Here is a 21,726-nt window from a genome sequence, read left to right as displayed (position 1 = left end):
CATTTGCTGGGTAAAATGTAAATATGCTAACGGAGGTGTTCAACAGTGGTAATTATTTTGTATTTAAGCGTTGCTGTAATTGCAATTGCTTTCTTAGTTTTGGTAGTTTCCTTATCAAAAACTTTAAAATCCTTGCAAACAACTTTAGACAGTGTGTCAGGAACGCTTGAAGGCCTGGAGAAGCAGTTGGATGGTGTGACTCGTGAAACAGCTGAGCTTTTGCACAAAACAAACAATTTGGCCGATGATCTTTCCAGAAAATCGGAGAGCTTAAACGGCGTTATTGATGCGGTGAGGGATGTAGGAAATTCAGTTCAGCGATTTAACCAATCGATCCATAATGTTCAAACAATGGTTGACGTTCAAATTGACAAGAATAAGGATAAGATTTCACAAATTGTGCAGTGGAGCAACGTATTCCTTGAATTGAAGGAGAAGTGGCAGTCCAAAAAAAACTCAAAACTTGAACATCAACTAGAAGGCGAAGAGATCATTGCAAGGAAAAGAGAACGAGTACGGGTATGAAGGAAAGGTGGAGGTAGCATGAATAGGGAACAAAGTCAATATGATGGAAATGATTCGATGAGGGAGAATAACAGCAATAACAGCAGCTCCAGAGATTTTATCACCGGTGCAATTGTAGGCGGCCTTGCCGGGGCACTTACTGCATTATTGCTCGCTCCGAAGTCGGGACAAGAGTTAAGAGGAGCACTTAATGAGCAATCGTCTACACTTAAAACCAAGAGTATTGACATTGCTTCTGTCGCAAAGGAAAAGGCAAGCGATCTGAAAGAGACTGTGACACAGCAATCATCTAGTTTGATAAACAAAATAAAGGATAGGAAAGACCAGAGCGGTCAGGCTTCACCCGATTCCAACGAGGAACAGCTGGAGGATGTGCCAACCTCGATGGCAGAGTCAAGTTCGATGGAAATGACGCATACTGCCACCGGTGAGGAACTACAGAAGAAACTGGAAGAAACCCAAAAGGCTTTTGATGAAACGGAAAGCAAATTGAATCAGTAAGTTTGTTTTGTAAACGGTGAAGTGGTAAGATTACTTCACCGTTTATTTTTATTTAGGATATCAAAATGCGATCAGAGCTAAGAAAAAGGAGAGAGTAGGATGCAAAAAATCAGTTCCATTGAAGAATTCGAAAAACTTATCGATTCCGATGAAGCATTTTTCTTGCTGAAGCACAGCAATACTTGTCCCATCAGCGCAGCGGGCTACGAGGAGTTTGCTAAGTACGAGCAAAACAGCAATGATTCATTATATTATTTAATTGTTCAGGATTCCCGCGAGCTATCAAAACATATTGCCGAGAAATTCCATGTTAAGCACGAATCTCCTCAGGCCATTTTATTCAAAAATTCAAATGTCGCTTGGCACGCTTCTCACTATAAAATAACGGCAAAAGCACTTTCTGAGGCAAAAGACGAGAATGTAAAATAAAAAAACATCCGCTACGGATGTTTTTTTTCCTGATTAAAAAACCGGATTTTCAAAAACAATGGTTAGCTTGTCACCAGGTGCAAGGAGATCGTCAAATGCTGATTTTTCGCCGTTTTTCAACAAGGTGAATCTGCGGGTATCTTTCGGAATGTCAATCTTGGCATAATTAAAAACATCCTGGAATAGGAATGACTGCATTTCTTTTGGTTTTGATGTAATCTTGTCTTCATGATAGATTTGTTCGTCCATTTTGATCTTGATACTCTCCCTGAAAAAGTCGATTACTTCGTGCTCAAGCCGGATTTGCTTTCCATTGAAGAATATCGGCATCGTTTCTGTCGCTTGGATACCAAGTAGTTCCACAAGCCTTTTGAGTGTAGGTTCTGCTCCCTGTTCAAAGCGAATCATATCAAGATGGTTAAATTGGTAATCGAGGCTGGCTGGCATATTATTTACGTATATTTTCCCTGAAAACTCTGTTACCTGTTGTTCCTTCCCATCCATTTTAATAGAAAACGGTCTTATATTCATAAGAATTTCTGCTTGATTGAGCTCCTTCAGTACTTCCTCCAGCGTAGTAGCTATTTCAAATTTGATATCGTCTCTATCTGCTACTTGCTGTGTAATTGGGACACGAAGGCCATTGCAGGTCCATTTCGAGCGAATTTCATACTTCTGTTCATCGATGATAATGGTTTTGGCAGGAGGCTCTCCAATCAAATCCTCGAGTGTCCATTCTGTTCTGACTCCGTCCGCACCCTTAACGACCGTCAGCTGATCGCCTCCGTTCACTCGATCATCGAAGCCACAAGGTGCACCATTTTTTAGCAGTACAGGGGGCTGTCCATGTTTTCCTGGTATTGTGACATTCTTGCCATTCAGGCTGACAATCATCGCCAGCCCAGGTTTGCCGTAGAGTTTATTCATTTTAATCCCAGCAGCCAGCAGGCAGTCGCCAACCGTCAATTTATTCACCTCAAAAAGCCTCACAGGTTGTTCATTTACGTATACGGTATGATACTGAACTGGGGATTGTTTTGCGGCAATTGCAATTCCAATTGGCGTAACAAGTTCCGGTCCCTTCGTTATATGGCTCGCAAAGGAAACCGATGTGATCGCATCAAGGCCGCGGATCGCAACTCGGTTATCTGGCAGATTCAGCTTGGTGGCCAGCCTTCTATTTAAATCAGGCGTAAGACTGCCGCCACCGACAAGCATGACTGCTTTTGGCGATTTCCCGTTGTTCAAACGTAATATTTCATCTCCGATCGTGTCTGCCAAGGTGTTTATCGCCGGGGTGATCCTTGCGATTGCCTCCTCCTTGCTGACAACTGTCTCAAAGCCTAGTATGTCGGTAATCGCAATGGTTTCTTTTTCAATCAGCTCCCGCTTTGCTTTTTCAGCAAGAGGGAAGTCGAGTAGGAATTCATCGCTGACAGCTTCCGTAATTTCGTCGCCGGCAACTGGCACCATACCATATGCAATCACCGTTCCTGATTCCGTGAGTGCGATATCGGATGTTCCAGCACCGATATCAACAAGGGCAACGTTCAATCTTCTCATGGAAGTTGGAATCAATACATTGATTGCCGCAATCGGTTCGAGTGTCAAAGCGTCCATTTCCAGACCAGCCCGGTCCAAGGCGGCAAGCAGTGATTCCACGACCACTTTTGGAAGAAAGGTTGCAATGATTTCAGCGGATGCCTCGGAGCCTCGTTGATCAATTAGGCTTCCAATGACTTCCCCATCAAGCTGGTAATAAAGTACAGAATATCCGACACAATAATAATGAGGATTCATCGCCTTGCTTTTTTCCCCAGCAACGACAGCTTGTGCAAGCTGGACAGCACTTAGTTCAAGATGAAGGATATCTTGACTGGATAACATCGGATTGCCGGAAATATCTACGGCTGCTTTGGACCGTTCTGTTTTAAGGGCACGTCCAGCTGCAGCTACACAAACCTTTGTTAACGGACCATGTACAGCTTCCAATTCTTCTTTTATTTCAGAAATGATTTCTGATACGGAGAGCACGTCGTGGATCTGGCCATCCAGCATCGCACGATCCTTATGTTCACGAATGATGATTTCGATTGCTTCAAAATGTCCATCAGTTTCTTCGAGAATAATTCCAACAACGGAACGCGTCCCAATATCTAAAGCAAACAGTTTATTTTTACCACTCAAATTTTTGCACCCTCTACCTTAAAGTTTCATATGATGCTTTATCACTTAAAAGCGTTTAATTATTAAAGAAAAACACGTGACAACTATTTCTTTTTCAGATATAATTACCTTTATTAAATTGTACAGCTTAAACTTCAGATAATCGAGGCCTTAAATATATATGCCTCTTACTATTATCGGATTTTTGATGCCTTTGCTTTAGGGCGTTGAGTAGTAGAATCGTGGTTTTCTTTGCTTGATGATTCTTATCGTAAGGGCTAAAATGAATTTCGAAAGGACGGGACAGAAAATGACAAAAAATCTTGACCAGCTTAGAAATCGAGTAGACGAATTAAATTTACAGCTTCTCTCATTAATTAATGAAAGAGCCCTGCTCGTCCAAGAAATTGGCCGTGCAAAAGAAACCCAAGGTGTCTACCGCTATGACCCTGTTCGCGAACGAGAAATGCTTGATTTGATGAAGGAAAGCAATAATGGTCCTTTTGAAAATTCAACGATCGAACACATTTTCAAAGAAATTTTCAAAGCGGGCCTAGAACTTCAGGCTGATGATCACCGTAAGGCTCTTCTTGTTTCCAGAAAGAAAAAGCCTGAGGATACGATCATTGATGTGAAAGGTTTGAAAATTGGCGATGGCATCCCGGACTTTGTTTTCGGTCCATGTTCAGTTGAGTCCTACGAACAAGTAGCGATAGTGGCGGAAGCGGTAAAAGCGAAAGGCTTCAAATTGCTGCGCGGCGGCGCTTTTAAACCAAGGACATCTCCTTATGATTTCCAAGGATTAGGTGTCGAAGGGCTGAAGATTTTAAAAAGGGTTGCAGATGAATACGATCTTGCTGTTATCAGTGAAATCGTATCTCCAGCTGATATCGAAATGGCCGTAGACTATCTGGATGTCATTCAGATCGGAGCCCGCAATATGCAAAACTTTGAACTTCTTAAAGCAGCAGGGGCAGTCAATAAGCCTATTTTGTTAAAGCGTGGGCTTTCGGCTACGATTGAAGAATTTATCAATGCGGCGGAATACATCATGGCACAAGGGAACGGCCAGATCATCCTGTGTGAGCGCGGAATCAGGACATATGAAAAAGCTACCCGGAATACGCTTGATATTTCTGCGGTGCCAATTCTGAAAAAGGAAACACATTTGCCGGTTATGGTCGATGTTACTCACTCAACAGGCAGAAGAGATTTATTGCTGCCTGCTGCAAGAGCTGCCCTAGCAATTGGAGCAGATGGCGTCATGGCAGAGGTGCATCCAGATCCAGCAGTCGCTTTATCTGACAATGCTCAACAGATGGATCTTAAACAGTTTGATGAATTTTTAGAGGGATTAAAAACCACTCCATTCGTAAGAATCTAAAGTTAAAAACCTTCCTTTATTCAGGAAGGTTTTTTTGTGAGAAAAATAGTTAAAAATAAGATATTGAGATTGCGGGATTGTTGTTGATAGCGTATCATTAATAACATGATAAAACTTGTACAAATAATCACAAACTTAAAAGATGATTATTGTTTCAATTTTTGCTGCAAACTAAGTGAAAAATGCCGTTTATTAGCTGAAGGAGTGAAATAGATGAATATTACAATATATGATGTTGCCCGGGAAGCGAACGTGTCAATGGCAACGGTTTCACGTGTTGTAAATGGAAACCCGAATGTAAAACCAGCAACAAGAAAGAAAGTGGTCGAGGTTATTGACCGTCTCGGTTATCGCCCGAATGCAGTCGCCCGCGGTCTGGCTAGCAAAAAGACGACTACTGTCGGCGTCATCATTCCCGATATTGCAAACCCGTTTTTTGCGGAGTTGGCCAGGGGGATTGAAGATATTGCAACTATGTATAAATACAATATTATCTTGAGCAATTCTGATCAAAATATGGAAAAAGAATTACACCTTTTAAACACGATGCTTGGAAAGCAAGTGGACGGACTTGTTTTTATGGGCGGCAATATTAGAGCTGAACATGTAGCGGAATTCAAAAAATCCCCAGCCCCAATCGTCCTTGCAGGCTCCATCGAGGAATCAGGAGAAATACCATCTGTTAATATCGATTATGAACAGGCCATATACGATGCAGTTTCTACTTTTGCAAAAAAAGGCCATAAAGCAATTGGATTTGTTATTGGGCCAATGCTGGAGCCAATCAACAAGGATAAAAAGCTTGAAGGATATAAGCGCGCATTAGAAGATGCAGGAATTCCGTACAACGAAGAGCTTGTTGTTGAAGGAGATTATACGTATGATTCAGGTCTCGAAGCAATTGAAAGAATCCTCGAGCTCGACAATAAGCCGACAGCAATCGTTGTCGGATCGGATGAAATGGCACTTGGAGTGATCCATGGTGCATTTGACCGTGGCTATAGCGTTCCAGAAGATTTCGAAGTAATTGCTTCTGATAACACAAGATTGACGCTAATGGTACGCCCGCAGCTTACAACAATTGTCCAGCCTTTATACGATATCGGAGCAGTTGCCATGCGTTTATTGACGAAATACATGAATAAAGAAAAAGTGGAGGAGAATATTGTCGTCCTGCCACACCGGATCGAGTACAGAGATTCCACAAAATGATTTATCAGCCCCCTTGAAGCATTAGAAGGGGGCTTTTTATATGGATTAGAACCCCTGGCTATGGTTTAATTTTTATGTATAGAGAAGAATTCTATCCGCTACAAACATATATTCAACAAATGGTTTCGAATAACTTTAAGACAGAATATCAATTTGAATCTCCGTTTACAGCTTGGGATGTAAATGGTAGGGAGGCCCATTGACGTAACCGTGAGCCAGGTCAACCATTTTTCACTGTGTTCAACCCTATGTTTACACACGAAAGCGGTAAGTGGGGAGTATGATTAGAAAAAACTAAATTAATTTTTTAAAGGTAACCATGACAAAACATCTTGTATCATTTTATCCCAATATCCCCATTCGTGTTCACCTGTATTAAACTTTGTAGTCAAATCAAAGTTTGTTTTCTCACAGAACTCTTTAAATCGAATATTATCTTCATATAAAAAATCCTCTGTGCCACACGCCTGATAAAGCATAGGCTTTTGCTCACTTTGATGTAACTTTTCTACAAGTGAAAATAAATCATGTTCTGTTCCCGATACATCCTGATTACCAAAAACTAAGCGTAAGGTATCTGTTCTTTCTTGTCTGTTTATGTGTTGTACTATATCCAATACCCCTGATAAACTAGCTGCTGCTCTAAACTGGTTTGGAAGGTTCAATGCCCATTTGAAAGCTCCATATCCACCCATGGACAATCCTGCAACAAAGTTATCGTCTCTTTTATCGGACAATGGGAAAAACGACTTAGCTACAAATGGTAATTCTTCTGTTAGGAACGTCCAATATTTATTTCCATATTGCATATCTGTATAAAAACTTCGATGTACTTGTGGCATTACGACAGCCAATCCAAGAGGAGCAACATACCTTTCAATCGATGTTCTTCTCGTCCAAATGGTATCATCATCGCTCAGGCCGTGAAGAAGATATAGTGTTTGATGCTTATTGGTAGCTGATATTGTATTTTGCATCCCAATTTGCGTATTAGTTTGTTGAGGTAATATCACAGTCATTGAAGTACTTAACTTTAGTACATCTGAATAAAAATCACATTTGATTAGAGCCATTCCTAAACCTCCCTTTTATAAATAATTAGATTTATGATTGACGGGTTTTATTGCTAAACTGTGATCAACCACAAAAATAGGTAAAATCGAAGAAGCCATTGATATCCCCCTCAATATTGTTTTCTTAATAGTACGTTAAATATATGATAATAGGAATAACAAAATGTTATCTTTATTTTGTCATTTTGTCATTTTGTTAGGTGTATTGGGATATGTAAACAATAGAGTTTGGAAGTGATTAAGCTATGCGGGAATAGGAAATGGGGTTTTCTAAACGTTATTATTTACCTTCTTCTAATGTATTGACAACGTATTCATATATTGTATAATGAACCCGAATTGAAATCGATTTCATTATTGAGTTGGATTTTTGTCCTGTAGCAGTAATCAAAGTCCTTAGAAAAGCAAATGCATTTACCACTTCCATGCGAAAGACTGTATATTGATCAAAAACTATTAATATATTTTAAAGGAAGGTAAATAGGAGAGGATGATAGGCATGAGCAAGCTTAGAATTGGAATTATTGGTGCAGGTGGTATTGCCACTGGAGCACATATTCCTAATTATAAGAAACAGAGTGACAAAGCAGAAATAGTAGCTATTGCAGATGTTGCATTAGAGCGAGCGAAAGAGGTTGCTGAAAAACATGATATTCCTCAATTCTTCGGTTCGTATCAAGAAATGTTAGATAAGGTAGAATTAGATGCTGTCAGTATTTGTGTCCCAAATAAATTTCACGCTGAAGCAGCAATAACAGCACTAGAAGCAGGATGCCATGTATTGTGCGAAAAGCCACCAGCGATGACAGTAGAAGAAGCGGAACAGATGCAGAATGCTGCTGAAAAAGCCGGGAAATTTTTAACTTATGGATTTCATTATCGATATCAACCGAATGTTTCTGCTGCTAAAAGATTTATAGATGGTGGCGAATTTGGAGATATTTATTCCGCAAGAGTGCAAGCTATTCGTCGAAGAGGGATTCCTGGATGGGGTGTTTTCACTAATAAAGAATTACAAGGTGGAGGACCTTTAATAGATATTGGTATCCATATGCTAGATACTGCATTATTCTTAATGGGCTATCCAGAGCCTGAAGTTGTATTAGGAAAGACACACCAACGTATTGGAAATAGACAAGGCGTGGGACTACTAGGCGAATGGGATTGGGAAAATTACACGGTAGAAGATATGACTGTTGGAATGATTGTATTTAAAAATGGCGCATCCTTAGTTTTAGAAACAGCATTCGCTGCAAACGTAGAGGATAGGGATACAATGCAAGTTTCTCTCATGGGTAATAAGGGAGGCGCAGATATTTTTCCTTTGAAAATGTATCAAGAAAAACATGATACGTTAATAGATGTTACACCAGTTTTCCTACCGGAAGTTGGAGGACATGAACGTGAAATTCAAATGTTCGTAGATTCCTGTTTGAATGGTGCTCAGCCTTTGAGTACTCCACAACAAGGTACAATCATTCAAAAAATAGTAGAAGCTCTTTATAAATCAGCTGAAACAGGTAAAGCAGTCCAATTTTAAATAGCTAGGTGGGCAAGAAAAGTAGTCTACCTTTGAAAAGGAGTAACCATGGGAAAAATAGGAATTCAATTGTATTCTGTACGAGATAAAACCAAAGATAATTTTCTTGACACGATTCGTGAATTGGGAAAGATGGGTTATGAGGGAGTTCAGTTTGCTGGCTTTTTTGGAACGCCAGCAAATAAGTTAAAAAAAGTAATGGATGAAACTGGTGTTCGGAACGCAGGAAGCCATATGCAATACATTACATTACTTGGTGAAGAATTAAAAGAAACACTAGAATATAATCATGTTATTGGAAATGATCTAATCATCTGCCCAGCCTTACCAACTGAATTGAGAGAAAGCGTAGATTCTTATAAGAAAGCTGCAGATACATTAAATGAAGTTGGTCGTAAATGTGTTGAACAAGGTTTTCGATTTGCTTATCATAATCACAATTTTGAATTCTATGATTTGGGTGATGGCCAACGTGGTTTTGATATTCTGTTTGATAACACGGACATAAACCATATGAAAATGGAATTAGACTGTTACTGGGCTACACACGGTGGATTTGACCCAGTAGAAATTATTAAGCACAATAAGGATCGTGTTGTTTCCTTGCATATTAAAGATATGGCAAGAGTAAACGGTGAAAAACGAACAATTGAAATTGGGGAAGGTGAATTAGATTTCCCAGAACTGTTAAGAGTTGGTGAAGATTATGGTGTGGAATGGTTTACTGTGGAGCAAGAGCACTTTGATAGAGACACTCTCGAAAGTTCACGAATTAATGTAAAAAACTTAAAAGAAATAATGGTAAAGATCTAAAGAACATTTGCCTTCCCACACCATATTCAAAAGAGGCGACTACTGGCCTATTAAATTGTTTTTCAACATTTTAAAAAACTAAGAGCCAAAAAATAGAGACCTCTTTAGAGTTAGAGAGTGAATGTAGTGTAGGCCGGAAAGTTAACAGTGAGCGGTCGGTAAGGAAGGCTTTCATCCGCAGAGAAAACCACCAGTTTACACTGGTGGTTTTGATTTTTTTGATTTACTTATACTTCGGCAATCAATCCCCATGTGCTTCTATCAAGTCATCACATAAGGATACAATATCATCAATGGATAATTCAGCAGATGTATGTGGATCAAGCATGGCTGCATGATAAATATGTTCTTTTTTCTTCGTCATGGCTGCTTCAATAGTAAGTAACCGCATATTAATAGTATTTACTTTGTAGCCGATAATAAACAGCAACCAGCAGATCTGAGCCAAGACCGAAGTGAAGTTCTGGATTAATTACCATATACAGGGAATTGGTCCATAAAAAATCGTTTACCTGTATTTTCTTCTTATGTATGTTCCGTAGGAGGAGCGATGACATGATAAAGCACACCCTCAAAACTAAGAGGGTGTGCTTTTGGCATCTATTATCGGGAAGAACAATATCAGTTTTGTTTATTATATAGTTTCCTGTTTCTTATTCGAGCGGATTGGATACAATGCCTTTTCAACTGTCTGGGCGTTTTTTTCGGTAATTTCTGGCTTTCGCGGAATTGGTGGGTATAAATCTTCTGGATCATCCCACTCAATCGGCAATTCAACAGGTGCCTGATCTTTCCACTTATCGATCCATTCCTGGGGTAAACTTCCATAACAGTTTGAGTTTTCAATCATTTCAAGCCAAATCAGGGACCAGGCTCTTGGGACCACGCGCCAGATGTCATAGCCGCCGCCGCCAACCGCTATCCATTTGCCGTCGCAATATTTATGGGCAATTTCATGAGCGAGCTTGGGAATTTCACGATAAGTCTTCATTGTTGCCGACAGATGGGTCAATGGGTCAAGATAGTGGGCATCCACACCATTTTGCGTCAGAATAACATCCGGCTTGAAGAATTCGACTACTTCAATCAGTGATGTTCGATAGGCATCGATCCATGAGTCATCCTCTGTGAAGGCATCGACAGGAATATTGAAAGAATACCCGTAGCCTTTGCCTTGTCCGCGTTCATTTACATTCCCTGTGCCGGGGAAAAGATACCTGCCGGTTTCATGGATCGATAATGTGCAAACATTTGGGTCATCATAGAAGGACCATTGTACACCATCGCCATGATGGGCGTCGGTATCAACATACAATACGCGTGCATGGTATTTTTCCTGCAGATATTTGATCGCAACAGAACTGTCATTGTAAATACAGAAGCCGGAAGCCTTGCCGCGAAAACCATGATGCAAGCCTCCGCCTAAATGTAATGCATGGTCAGCTTTCCCATTCATGACATAATCAACGGCGGTCAACGTGCCACCAACAAGCAAAGCGCTTGCTTCATGCATATTGGCGAAAATTGGGGTGTCCTCCGTTCCAAGCCCATATCCTTGTGCGATTTCCTCTGTAAGCTTTCCCTGGCCAGCTAGCTTAACAGCGTTTACAAAATTCGGGTCATGGACAAGGTGAAGCTCTTCATCCGTGGCCATCCGCGGCGCAACAATCTGACTGTCTACCATAGCGCCAAATTTACGCAATAAATCAAGCGCTAATTTTAACCGCATCTGATTAAACGGATGGTCGTTGCTGAATCGATAGTTCAGCAGCTCATCGGAAAAGATAAACACAGAGCGATCGCTCATGATGAAACACCTGGGAGATTCGGCCAGAGTACTTGATGCCCCGCTTTTTTCAGATCCTCGATTACTGCGATTGGATTCATCGTCTGGATCCTGACAACGAGGATTTTGTACCGCTCATCTTTTGGGTCTGAGTATACTAGGACGCTTTGGATATTTGCCTTCCGGATGCTAATAACAGATGCTACTTCACAAAGCATACCTGCTTTGTTTGGAACCCTTACTTCAATTTGGGAGCCGGGCTGGTTGGCACCGGTCAGCTCCACAAGCGTGTGCAAAAGATCTGTCTCTGTTACGATTCCCACCAGCTTTCGGTCCTTGATGATCGGAAGACAGCTGATATTATGTTCATAAAACACGGCTGCAATTTCTTCGATAAAATCCAAAGGATGTCCGGTGATCACCTTTGTAGTCATAATCGATTTTATGGGATTGTCAAGTTCCCCCTTATGTTCATCCAAATGGAAAATCGAAGGGGCAGCATCCTTGATGTCGCGGTCAGAAACAAGCCCGATCACTCCGTAGTCGTTATTCACAATCGGGATATGCCGAATTTTCTTCTCCGTCATCAGTTTGATCGCGGCCGCGATCGTATCTTCAGGAAACAGTGTCGTAACGTTCTGCTTCATAATTTCCTCGACAATCATACTTTCTCCTCCTTAACCGATGAGGTATTCTTCTAACTGAATGATTAATACATAAAACGATTCATGAAGCGCAGCTGATCGAACTTCTGCACAGATTCAGGCGGAATCCTTTTTCCAATTCGCGCCATCAGGCAGTTAGCTGGGTGGGAGCTGATTTCTGGATCATCTGTCGCATACCAGACAAGCCCGCCGGCACTCATCATTTTTTCCATGACTTTTCGATATTCCCATACGTTGAGGCCCGTTCCTTTCAGGTCCCAGTGCCAATAATATTCAGTCGTGATAATGATATAATCCTCCATCGCGTCATCCATCATGGATACAATCAGCAAATTCTTGCCAACGGAACTTCCGCGATATTCTGGGATGACTTCGATTGCCCCAAGTTCGATTAAATCTTCCATTTTCCCCTCAGACCACCTCTCAAGTGGGTCTGGATACAGATACGTAACATAGCCGACGATCATATGGTCGGAGCGAGCCACAATGATCCGTCCTTCCGGCAAACCGGCAATTTCAACCAATGCCTTATGCTGCTGGGCTGGAGGACGGAAAGCCACCAAACCTTCATGGAATGCATAGCTTGCCAGTTTTTCAGCAGAAATCGGGCCTTCAATGATTAAACGGCCATGGGGAGTCTTTAATTCTTTCGCATTATAAGTCTTTTTATGTTCCATTCAGTCACCACCCGTCAACAATTAAAACGATAATTCTATTATACATAAAATTTAGTAATTAAAAGCGCTTTCACAAAATTTTCTGGATTTGCTGGGAACTTTTATTCAAGCGCAGCTTAAAAATCTAGCTATATTTTTTCTAATAATATTTTAAAAATTGAGAAAATCAAATTTTTATACTATAATGGTTTTTAAATACAAAAGCCAAAGGGGATGGATACATGAAAGTGGAAGCGCTACCAGTTGTGCAAGGGAATCATAACTTAAAAAATTATGACGAGCTTCAGGGGCAATTTGATTGGAGTGAAGCTGAAAAAGAGTTTTCCTGGTCTAAGACAGGAAGAGTTAATATTGCATATGAAGCAATTGATCGTCATGCGGAAGGATTCAGAAAAAATAAAATTGCGCTTTATTACCAGGATGGGGTCCGCAAGGAAAAGTATACCTTCAAGGAAATGAAGGAGCTTTCTAATAAAGCGGGTAATGTCTTCAAAACATACGCGGATGTGGAAAAAGGGGACCGCGTATTTATCTTCATGCCTCGTTCTCCTGAACTGTATTTTGCATTTCTTGGGGCGATAAAACTGGGGGCAATCGTTGGCCCGTTATTTGAAGCGTTCATGGAAGGAGCTGTCCGGGACAGGCTTCAAGACAGTGGCGCAAAGGTTTTGGTGACGACACCTGAGCTGCTGGAGCGCGTACCGGTCGAAGATCTGCCAGATTTAAAGCATATCCTGCTTGTTGGAGATAATGTAGAAGTGAATGATCGGTATATTGATTTTAAACAAAAACTTTCGGAAGCGAGCAAAATACTGGATATTGAATGGGTGGACCGTAAGGATGGATTGATTTTACATTATACTTCCGGCTCAACCGGAAAGCCAAAGGGTGTCCTGCACGTCCATAATGCGATGATCCAGCATTACCAGACAGCGAAATGGGTACTAGACCTAAAAGAAGAGGATGTCTACTGGTGTACAGCGGATCCTGGCTGGGTAACAGGGACTTCATATGGAATCTTCGGACCATGGCTTATGGGAACTTCTAATGTGATCATTGGCGGACGTTTCAATCCGGAAACGTGGTATAAGATGATTGAAGAGTATGGGGTGTCTGTCTGGTATAGTGCTCCGACGGCGTTCAGGATGCTGATGGGTGCGGGTGATGAGATAGTGAAGAAATTCGATCTTAGCAGTCTTCGCCATATCCTCAGTGTCGGCGAACCGCTGAATCCTGAGGTAGTCAGATGGGGAATGAAGGTGTTCAATCTGCGCATCCATGATACTTGGTGGATGACGGAAACTGGTGCACAGCTGATCTGTAACTACCCAAGCATGGAAATCAAGCCTGGGTCTATGGGCAAACCAATCCCGGGTGTGCAGGCGGCAATCGTGGATGATCAGGGAAAGGAATTGCCTCCACACAGAATGGGCAATCTCGCAATCAAAAAAGGCTGGCCATCGATGATGCACACAATCTGGAACAACCCGCAGAAGTATGAATCTTATTTCATGCCGGGTGACTGGTATGTTTCCGGTGACTCAGCGTACATGGATGAAGATGGTTATTTCTGGTTCCAGGGACGGATTGATGATGTCATCATGACATCCGGTGAGCGTGTTGGTCCATTTGAAGTAGAAAGCAAGCTTGTTGAACATCCAGCTGTGGCGGAAGCAGGTGTCATTGGCAAGCCTGACCCAGTCCGCGGGGAAATCATTAAGGCGTTCATCGCATTGCGTGACGGTTATGAGCAATCGGATGAACTGATCGAGGAAATCCGTCTATTTGTAAAAAAAGGGCTTGCAGCACATGCAGCGCCTCGCGAAATCGAATTTCGCGATAAGCTTCCGAAAACACGAAGCGGTAAAATTATGCGCCGCGTGTTGAAGGCATGGGAGCTGGACCTACCAACCGGCGATCTTTCTACTATGGAAGATTAATTGATTGGAAATGAGTAAAAAAAGCAGTCCAATTCACCATCGAATTGGGCTGCTTTTTGTTGCCTACATTCTATTTGTCTTAGCGATTGTTTTCTGTATGGATATCGTGGTGGTTAGTTCCCTGTACTGTCTCCCGTTCCATTCCCATTGCCGCCTCCATCTCCAGGGGGCTTAGGATCATCTGGTTTAGGATCGGTCGGAGGTGGGTCTTTCGGTTTTGGATCCTTTGGCTTGTCATCCTTTGGAGGATCCTTTGGTACTGGTTTTTTGCCAATTTCAATACTATTCGATGGCGCCGATTCTTTTCCGGCAATGTCGACTGCTGTGACAAAGAAAGAGCCGTCTCCCGCATGGAAACTTAAGGAATCTCCCGCTTTGACACTGCCAACTTTTTTCTTATTGTTGTAGACGCGGTAGCCGACAATATCGTTTTCAGGGTGTTTGCCCCAGGAAATCGTTTTTCCGGAAAGCTGGATTCCAAGTGCAGCTGGAGTTTTGCCGTTTTCGCTTAGCTTATCATTCGCAACTAATATATTGTTCCAAGCATCCTTTTTAGGGATCAGCTGCTGTGGATTTCCGATCTTATGGCCAATGTAGTTTTCCATATATTCTGGGTTCAAAATGACACCCGTGTCCGTAAATTTTGCTGGTGTGGAATCTAGGGCAATATAGCGCTTGTCTCCGACAGTAACGAATTTATTTTCAACCAGGCTGTCATCCACCTTTGTCGGTGCGTATTTCGCTATGAAATAGTCTGACTCCACAAGGCCTGCTTTCGAACAAGCGCTTGAAGGAAGCAAACCGGAAACGGCGCAATAGGAGCGCTTGACAATACCCCCAGGCATCTTGAAGCGTTCTTCCGGATCGACTAGCTTAGGGTTGACATCATAGGCCGCATTCATCAAGTCAGCCCAAATATATCTGAGTACGCACGCCATAAGAAAGTCCTTTATACGTTCTTTCGAGTGCTTTAGGTGTGTCATATCCAAGCCAGACCCCGAAGGAGACATTTGGATTGGTTGCTACGAACCATGAATCAATGTATTCATGTCCAGTACCTGTTTTGCCAGCCCAGTCAGAAGCAAATTTCAATCTTCCTTTTACAGCAGTGGCCGTACCGCGGTTGATGACGTCCCGCATCATATCGATGGTCAAGTATGATGTCTGCGGACTGAAAACATCCACTGGTTCCGCTTTGTGCTGGAAGACGACTTCGCCATTTTTGTCGACGATTTTATCAATCATATAAGCATCGATGAATTTCCCATTATTAGCGAATGTACCGAATGCATTCGTATTTTCTTCGACAGTAACACCGCCTTGAAGGGAACCAATAGCAGTCGATAGGTTGGTATAGTCGTCAGGCTGCAAATTGGAGAAGCCCATCTTATCCAGGAAATTAGCGGGTCTCTGATTAATAATGCTCTTATAGGCTAGGACAGCTGGTACATTGTAAGACTTTGTCAAAGCATGTCTGGCAGAGGTCAAACCGCTGTAGCGCATATCATAGTTATTTGGCCACGGTTTGCCTTTTCCGTTTAAAAACACTTGAACGTCTGGCAAAACCGATCCAGGATGCAATTTCCCGAGCTCCATTGCTGGCGCATACACGAGCAGTGGCTTCATTGTCGATCCGTTCTGTCGTGGAGCTCTTGTAGCATGGTTCGTCTGCTCTCGTTTGAAATTTCGGCCGCCGACAAAGCTGATGATTTTGCCAGTTTTGTTTTCAATCAATGTAGCGCCGATTTCCACAGGTTCTTTCACGACAATCGTTTTGTTCAAATCGTCAGGATCCGGTACTTCCTGTGGCTTTTCGCTACCATAGTACTTGTAGTTTTGGGCAGTTACCTGCATTCTTTCATAAATATCTTTATTGATAGTTGTATGGATCTTATAGCCGTTTTGACGAAGATCGCGGTTGGCTAATGCCTTATATTCAGCCAGCAAATTATCATCTTTTTTTAAGTCCTCGGCTTCGTAGCCGTCACGTTCAGCCAATAGATTAGCCAGTATATCAATGGAACGCTTCTCAATTTCAAACGTCAGAAATGGATATTCCTCCACTGTATTATCACTCGGAACCTCTTTTACGAAATCCTTCGTAATATCGTAGTTGATCGCATCTTTAAAATCCGTGTCCGAAATGAAGCCTGCACCATGCATCCTTGTAATGACAGTCTTGTATCTCGACAGGCCAGGTTCGAGTCCTGCAGGATCCTTTAGCTTACCTTGATCGCTGCTGAATGGCGTATAGCCAAAAGGACTTTGGGGCAGTCCAGCGATAAACGCTGCCTGAGGCAGTGTCAGGTCTTTTGCTTCTTTTCCGAAAATCCCCTTAGAAGCTGCTTGGACACCGGCGATGTTGCTGCCATTTGCGTTGCGGCCAAATGTAGCAACATTCAGGTACGCTTCAAGAATTTCTTTTTTATCAAAGAATTGTTCGAGTCGAAGAGCAAGAAGAATTTCTTTTGCTTTTCGTTCAAAGGATACTTCATTCGTTAGAATCTGATTTTTGATGAGCTGTTGTGTCAGTGTGCTTCCTCCTGAGGATGTCGACGAGTTTGTGACCTCCTGGAAAAGCGCCCGCATGATTGCTTTCGGTACGACACCATCATGCTCATAAAAATATTCATCTTCCGTTGCGACGACTGCGTCGATCAAATGCTTTGACACATCATCAAGCTTTACTTCCTCGCGGTAGAGGTCGGTTCTAAGCTTGCCAAGGTAAACATCATTATCAAAGTATAAATCTGACGTTTCTTCATAGTTGTAAATAGCTCTTTTCATCTTTTCATATGGCCGGATGGGTTCGTCTTTGACAAGGGATGCAAAATACCCAGCTCCTGTTCCTGCAGCGAAGCCCCCGCCGATGACTAGAACTATTATCAATAAAAGCAAAATGTTCCAGATAACCGAGTAAGTAATCCGGGCTCCTTTTACGGTCTTTTTATTCGTAAAAAAAGCACCAAAGGATTTAAGCTTCTCTTTCCAAGCCTGTTTTCCTTCATGCATTCTATCAATCCCCCTAAAATCACATACATTATAGCATAATCAAGCTGTCGAATAGACGGTAATCTTCATTTTTCTGAAAATTTGTGTCGAATTTGACAACATCTATCGCTTTATGGTAAAAATGCATTATTAACTTTATAGGAAAAGCTTTGAAGGGAATGAGTAGTACTTCTGTCACTGTTCCAGAAAGCCGGCGGTTGCTGTGAGCCGGTACAAACAGAAGGACGAATTACCTCCCCGAGCGCCGCAGTGAACCGAGTTGATAGTAGCCGCGGACGGGTATACCGTTATTTTATGGAGTGGAAAACTTTTTCATTTTCGTTTTCAAGCCGGGTGGTACCGCGCGTATAGCGCCCCTGCAGTTATTGCAGGGGCGTTTTTTATTTACGCAAAAATTCGGTTGCGAAATATATTTTGAATGGAGGAAATAGAAATGGATGTATTGAAAGACCTCGAGTGGCGCGGAATTATTTACCAACAAACAGATGAAGAAGGAATGAAGGACCTGCTCTCAAACGAGAAAATATCTCTTTACTGTGGCGTCGATCCAACGGCGGACAGCATGCATATTGGCCACCTTCTGCCATTCCTGACTCTGCGCCGGTTCCAGAATGCGGGGCATCGTCCAATTGTATTAGTTGGAGGAGCGACTGGCTTAATTGGCGACCCGAGCGGCAAGAACGAAGAGCGCAAACTACAGACGCTGGAACAAGTACAGATGAATGTTGATGGAATTAAGAAGCAGCTAGGAAAAATTTTTGCCGAGGAAGGCGAAAATGGAGCGCTGATGGTCAACAACTATGACTGGGCAGGTTCCATGGATGTAGTGACATTCCTTCGTGACTTTGGAAAGCATGTTGGGGTGAACTATATGCTGGCAAAAGATACAATCGCTTCAAGACTTGAAACGGGAATCTCTTTTACTGAATTTACTTACACCATTCTGCAAGCGATGGATTTCTACCATTTATACGAGAACCACGGCTGCAAACTACAAATTGGCGGAAGTGACCAGTGGGGCAATATTACGACAGGACTAGAACTGATCCGTAAAATGTCTGCTGAAGGTTCAAAGGCCTACGGTATGACGATTCCGCTTGTGACGAAAGCGGACGGCACCAAGTTCGGAAAGTCGGAAAGCGGAGCTGTATGGCTCGATCCTGAGAAAACATCCCCATATGAGTTTTACCAGTTCTGGATCAACACTGCCGATGCGGATGTTGTGAAATACTTGAAATTCTTTACGTTCCTTGAAAAAAAGGAAATTGAAGTCCTAGGAAAAACAGTGGAGGAAGAACCGCATCTGCGCAAAGCACAGAAAGCTCTTGCTGAAGAAATGACTCGCATGATTCATGGCGAAGAAGCCCTTCAACAGGCAATCAGAATTACAGCAGCACTTTTCAGTGGCGACATTAAAACCCTCAGCGCAGATGAAATCAGGCAAGGCTTCAAAGACGTTCCTTCCTTCACAGTAACCTGGGAAGAAGAACAAAGTTTGGTCGACTTGCTGGTGGCTGCTAACATCTCGCCATCTAAGCGCCAGGCACGAGAGGATGTAACAAACGGAGCAGTATCTCTTAATGGAGAACGCGTAACCGATCCCGCATATGTCCTTAGCGATGCAGATAAGATCGATGGTCAGTTCACGATCGTTCGCCGCGGCAAAAAGAAGTACTTTATGATTAAATACTAAAGCGATGAGTCTCCACTTTATAAAACTGACAAACGAGAAAGGCTACAGGGGGCTTATTGTGTATGAAGGTGAACAGTAAAGCTATAAAAGCAAAGGTAGAGGAAAAGGCTATTCGTTTGCATGTCTTGGAGGGTCTTAGTGGCTACGATGTCGGGAAGGAGCTAGGCATGAGTTCTACTGAAGTATTTCGGATTCTTGAACGGCATAAAATCAAAAGGAGACAAAGAAAATCAGTAATTGCTCAAAGGATAAAAGAAATGTATATTAATGGTTATTGTATCGGAGAGATATGTAGTTGTTTTGGGCTTTCTAAACTAACGGTTGAAATTATTCTTTACCAAAATAAAAAGTCTATTTTCGAATAACATGCACTGCCTATAATACAGTAAAAAGTGGCTCGTTTTACCTTTGAGCCACTTTATCAATATTAAGTGTTAATCTTAACAGGAAATAATCGGTCGAATTTTTGCATTGCTTTGGTATATATTAATTTTTTTTCTTATTGGTACTCTTTCGAAAATCTTCGTGAAATACACTTACAAATTGTCTGCATGAACTACGTTTTGCCAACCCGTTTTGTAAAATTATCCCGCAGAGATCGTATAGATTGTGCTGATAAATCAAACGCAATTCTTCATCGTTTTCAATTGATAAATCTAATTCTATAATGGCTTCTTGGATGGATAAATCGTGGCTACATATATAGTCACCTTGAATTAAATATGCAGCAGTAATACTGTGTGCTTCTCCTTCGTTCGCATGTCCCACGATATCACGACGTTTATCCATTTCTTTCAATTTTTCTTTTACATCTTTATAAACAATATTGTATTGGTCATATAGGTCTTCTGATAGGATTTCTTCATCATTTTCATCAAAAATAAACCAGTTTGGATATTTATTAATTAACGCTTCTACTACAGCTTGGTCTTTTTTAAACTCTTCTTTCACAACCCGTTGAACAAATATAATGTCATATACCTGACTAATAATTTGGCTGAAGTCTATATCTTTAAAAGTAATAATATTACTTAGAATATTTGTATCCAAAAAAACGACTTTTTTTGTACTCGGAATTAAATTTTGTTGCATAGCTTTATTACCTTATTCATCTTCTGCAGCTAACTCTGTCATTTTTTCATCACGATCAACAAGTAAATTTTGCTCTTTGACGTTTTGAATCGTCTTGTCATAAGCAATAAAAATCAATTCTTGTCCATCAGAAATATCGAGAGGATGGGTATAGCTAAGCTTAGCTTGTCGTTTTTGGATAAATTCATTTTCTAAGTTATATTCTTCTTCGCCATTTTTTAATAATTTTTTGCGATAATTTTGAAATTCACTAGAGAGATGTTTAATGAATGGATTGCTATCCATTTTATGTAGTTCTTCTAACTCATCGAATAGTTTTAGTTCTTTAATACGTCGTAGGACGCTAACATAAGGCATACAGCTTAAATCCGCAATAAAATAAATAATTTCATCTAATGAATATTGCTGATTTACCATTCGCTGAAAAAGAACTTTTACACTAGCTGCATTCATTGTTAGTGATGCAGCAAAGTGATCGCCTGCATGTTCACTAACATCTTTGTCTTGAAAAATGGAAAAATCACTGGTGTATTTCTCTTCAATATGATGCCAAAATTCATGCGCGATAGTGAATAGCTGCTCTCGCAAATTCCTTTTAGTATTTACAAAAATCACTCGTGTATTATCGGGGAGTCTAATGTATCCTCCCGCAACATGATCTTCTTTAGTTTCGTTATCATCAATGAACTTACGTATTAGGTGAATACCTTTTTTTTCAATATACACTGGCAATCCATGACCTATAAATGTGTTTAGTTCACTAAATAGTTCAGCATGAATATCGAGTGCAGCTTTTTGTCCGATTACTTCACTTAAATATTTGGCTGATTCCTCCATTTGTAAATGGCCTCCTACTTTTTATTTGTTTCTAATAGGCCCTTTAGTTCAACATAATGCTCACACATCGCTACAATGTCGCGGATGGCTGAACGACTTTTTCGTGATGTGGCTTTACCGCGTAATTTCACCACTGTTTCAGTATCAGTAGCAGGCCGTTCGACTAGTTCTCTGACAGAAATTTTCATCATTTCAGCGAAAAGTTGTATACGTGCTGGAGGAATCCTACGTTCGCCGCGAAGCATTGCACCGACTAACGAATCACTAATTCCCATCTTAATTGCAACATCTTGTTGGTTAAAGGAGTTCTCTTTCATCCAAGACTTAATGCGTTCAACAACAATTGCATTACTTTGGTTATATTCCATTTTATTTCCCTCC

At 41.4% G+C, this 21,726-nt stretch carries 20 protein-coding genes, 1 pseudogene and 1 other annotated feature; of the genes and pseudogenes, 10 read left to right on the top strand and 11 right to left on the bottom strand.

Annotated elements, in window-relative coordinates:
* The first annotated feature begins 45 nt into the window (after positions 1-45).
* From J2S25_RS05995 to ytxJ, 3 genes are all read left to right on the top strand, one after another.
* The gene (locus J2S25_RS05995) at positions 46-525 is read left to right on the top strand and encodes a DUF948 domain-containing protein (RefSeq protein WP_044390710.1); all 480 of its coding nucleotides are present in this window, start codon (positions 46-48) and stop codon (positions 523-525) included.
* A gap of 18 nt (positions 526-543) precedes the next feature.
* The gene (locus tag J2S25_RS05990) at positions 544-1,026 is read left to right on the top strand and encodes a YtxH domain-containing protein (RefSeq protein WP_044390711.1); all 483 of its coding nucleotides are present in this window, start codon (positions 544-546) and stop codon (positions 1,024-1,026) included.
* A gap of 99 nt (positions 1,027-1,125) precedes the next feature.
* Entirely contained in the window at positions 1,126-1,455 is a 330-nt protein-coding gene (ytxJ, locus tag J2S25_RS05985; protein ID WP_307191506.1) for a bacillithiol system redox-active protein YtxJ, read from the top strand.
* Between the two features lie 33 nt (positions 1,456-1,488).
* Here ytxJ and J2S25_RS05980 read toward each other — a convergent pair whose 3' ends face one another.
* Positions 1,489-3,642, bottom strand: coding sequence for a cell division protein FtsA (locus tag J2S25_RS05980; RefSeq protein WP_044390713.1), 2,154 nt, complete (start codon positions 3,640-3,642; stop codon positions 1,489-1,491).
* Between the two features lie 289 nt (positions 3,643-3,931).
* On the opposite strand from J2S25_RS05980, the gene J2S25_RS05975 reads away from it, so the two are divergent.
* Both J2S25_RS05975 and ccpA read left to right on the top strand, forming a co-directional pair.
* On the top strand, positions 3,932-5,005 hold the full coding sequence (locus tag J2S25_RS05975; protein ID WP_307191505.1) for a bifunctional 3-deoxy-7-phosphoheptulonate synthase/chorismate mutase: 1,074 nt from the start codon (positions 3,932-3,934) through the stop codon (positions 5,003-5,005).
* Between the two features lie 213 nt (positions 5,006-5,218).
* Positions 5,219-6,217, top strand: coding sequence for a catabolite control protein A (gene ccpA, locus J2S25_RS05970; protein ID WP_307191504.1), 999 nt, complete (start codon positions 5,219-5,221; stop codon positions 6,215-6,217).
* Positions 6,218-6,516: 299 nt separating this feature from the next.
* Here ccpA and J2S25_RS05965 read toward each other — a convergent pair whose 3' ends face one another.
* On the bottom strand, positions 6,517-7,290 hold the full coding sequence (locus J2S25_RS05965) for an alpha/beta hydrolase (protein WP_307191503.1): 774 nt from the start codon (positions 7,288-7,290) through the stop codon (positions 6,517-6,519).
* A gap of 499 nt (positions 7,291-7,789) precedes the next feature.
* On the opposite strand from J2S25_RS05965, the gene J2S25_RS05960 reads away from it, so the two are divergent.
* Entirely contained in the window at positions 7,790-8,830 is a 1,041-nt protein-coding gene (locus J2S25_RS05960; protein ID WP_307191502.1) for a Gfo/Idh/MocA family protein, read from the top strand.
* Between the two features lie 48 nt (positions 8,831-8,878).
* On the top strand, positions 8,879-9,643 hold the full coding sequence (locus tag J2S25_RS05955; protein WP_307191501.1) for a sugar phosphate isomerase/epimerase family protein: 765 nt from the start codon (positions 8,879-8,881) through the stop codon (positions 9,641-9,643).
* A 241-nt stretch (positions 9,644-9,884) separates the two neighbouring features.
* Here J2S25_RS05955 and J2S25_RS05950 read toward each other — a convergent pair.
* From J2S25_RS05950 to J2S25_RS05935, 4 genes and pseudogenes are all read right to left on the bottom strand, one after another.
* Positions 9,885-10,040, bottom strand: a pseudogene (locus tag J2S25_RS05950) (family 4 glycosyl hydrolase); the annotation flags it as partial.
* A 237-nt stretch (positions 10,041-10,277) separates the two neighbouring features.
* Positions 10,278-11,450: an acetoin utilization protein AcuC gene (locus tag J2S25_RS05945; RefSeq protein ID WP_307191500.1), complete on the bottom strand. Its 1,173-nt coding sequence runs from the start codon at positions 11,448-11,450 to the stop codon at positions 10,278-10,280.
* A complete protein-coding gene (locus J2S25_RS05940) occupies positions 11,447-12,094 on the bottom strand; it encodes an acetoin utilization AcuB family protein (protein ID WP_307191499.1) in 648 nt (215 codons plus the stop codon). The genes J2S25_RS05945 and J2S25_RS05940 overlap by 4 nt, the downstream gene beginning before the upstream one ends.
* A gap of 44 nt (positions 12,095-12,138) precedes the next feature.
* Entirely contained in the window at positions 12,139-12,771 is a 633-nt protein-coding gene (locus J2S25_RS05935) for a GNAT family N-acetyltransferase (RefSeq protein WP_307191498.1), read from the bottom strand.
* A 221-nt stretch (positions 12,772-12,992) separates the two neighbouring features.
* Here J2S25_RS05935 and acsA point away from each other — a divergent pair, with 221 nt between their 5' ends.
* Entirely contained in the window at positions 12,993-14,711 is a 1,719-nt protein-coding gene (gene acsA / locus J2S25_RS05930) for an acetate--CoA ligase (protein ID WP_307191497.1), read from the top strand.
* A gap of 113 nt (positions 14,712-14,824) precedes the next feature.
* Here acsA and J2S25_RS05925 read toward each other — a convergent pair whose 3' ends face one another.
* The gene (locus J2S25_RS05925; protein ID WP_307191496.1) at positions 14,825-15,613 is read right to left on the bottom strand and encodes a hypothetical protein; all 789 of its coding nucleotides are present in this window, start codon (positions 15,611-15,613) and stop codon (positions 14,825-14,827) included.
* A 4-nt stretch (positions 15,614-15,617) separates the two neighbouring features.
* Positions 15,618-17,723: a transglycosylase domain-containing protein gene (locus J2S25_RS05920; protein ID WP_307191495.1), complete on the bottom strand. Its 2,106-nt coding sequence runs from the start codon at positions 17,721-17,723 to the stop codon at positions 15,618-15,620.
* Positions 17,724-17,863: 140 nt separating this feature from the next.
* Positions 17,864-18,084, top strand: a binding site (T-box leader).
* Positions 18,085-18,156: 72 nt separating this feature from the next.
* Between J2S25_RS05920 and tyrS the strand changes: the two genes are divergently transcribed.
* Both tyrS and J2S25_RS05910 read left to right on the top strand, forming a co-directional pair.
* Positions 18,157-19,416 carry a tyrosine--tRNA ligase gene (gene tyrS / locus J2S25_RS05915; RefSeq protein ID WP_307191494.1) on the top strand — a complete coding sequence of 420 codons (1,260 nt, stop codon included), beginning with the start codon at positions 18,157-18,159 and terminating at the stop codon, positions 19,414-19,416.
* Positions 19,417-19,478: 62 nt separating this feature from the next.
* Positions 19,479-19,781: a hypothetical protein gene (locus J2S25_RS05910; RefSeq protein ID WP_307191493.1), complete on the top strand. Its 303-nt coding sequence runs from the start codon at positions 19,479-19,481 to the stop codon at positions 19,779-19,781.
* 121 nt (positions 19,782-19,902) lie between these two features.
* On the opposite strand, the gene J2S25_RS05905 is transcribed toward J2S25_RS05910, so the two are convergent.
* The 3 genes from J2S25_RS05905 to J2S25_RS05895 are packed head-to-tail and all read right to left on the bottom strand — an operon-like array spanning position 19,903 to position 21,713.
* Positions 19,903-20,508: a hypothetical protein gene (locus J2S25_RS05905; protein ID WP_307191492.1), complete on the bottom strand. Its 606-nt coding sequence runs from the start codon at positions 20,506-20,508 to the stop codon at positions 19,903-19,905.
* A 12-nt stretch (positions 20,509-20,520) separates the two neighbouring features.
* Positions 20,521-21,345, bottom strand: a complete 825-nt coding sequence (locus tag J2S25_RS05900) for an ImmA/IrrE family metallo-endopeptidase (RefSeq protein WP_307191491.1) — start codon at positions 21,343-21,345, stop codon at positions 20,521-20,523.
* Positions 21,346-21,359: 14 nt separating this feature from the next.
* Positions 21,360-21,713 (bottom strand): helix-turn-helix domain-containing protein, encoded by a 354-nt coding sequence (locus J2S25_RS05895; RefSeq protein WP_307191490.1) that lies wholly within the window; start codon positions 21,711-21,713, stop codon positions 21,360-21,362.
* Between the last annotated feature and the right edge of the window lie 13 nt (positions 21,714-21,726).

This window comes from Mesobacillus stamsii, assembly GCF_030814065.1.
GTDB classification, from domain to species: Bacteria; Bacillota; Bacilli; order Bacillales; family Cytobacillaceae; genus Mesobacillus; species Mesobacillus stamsii.
Note: the sequence above shows the minus strand (reverse complement) of the source record. Positions and strands in the feature narration are given on the sequence as shown.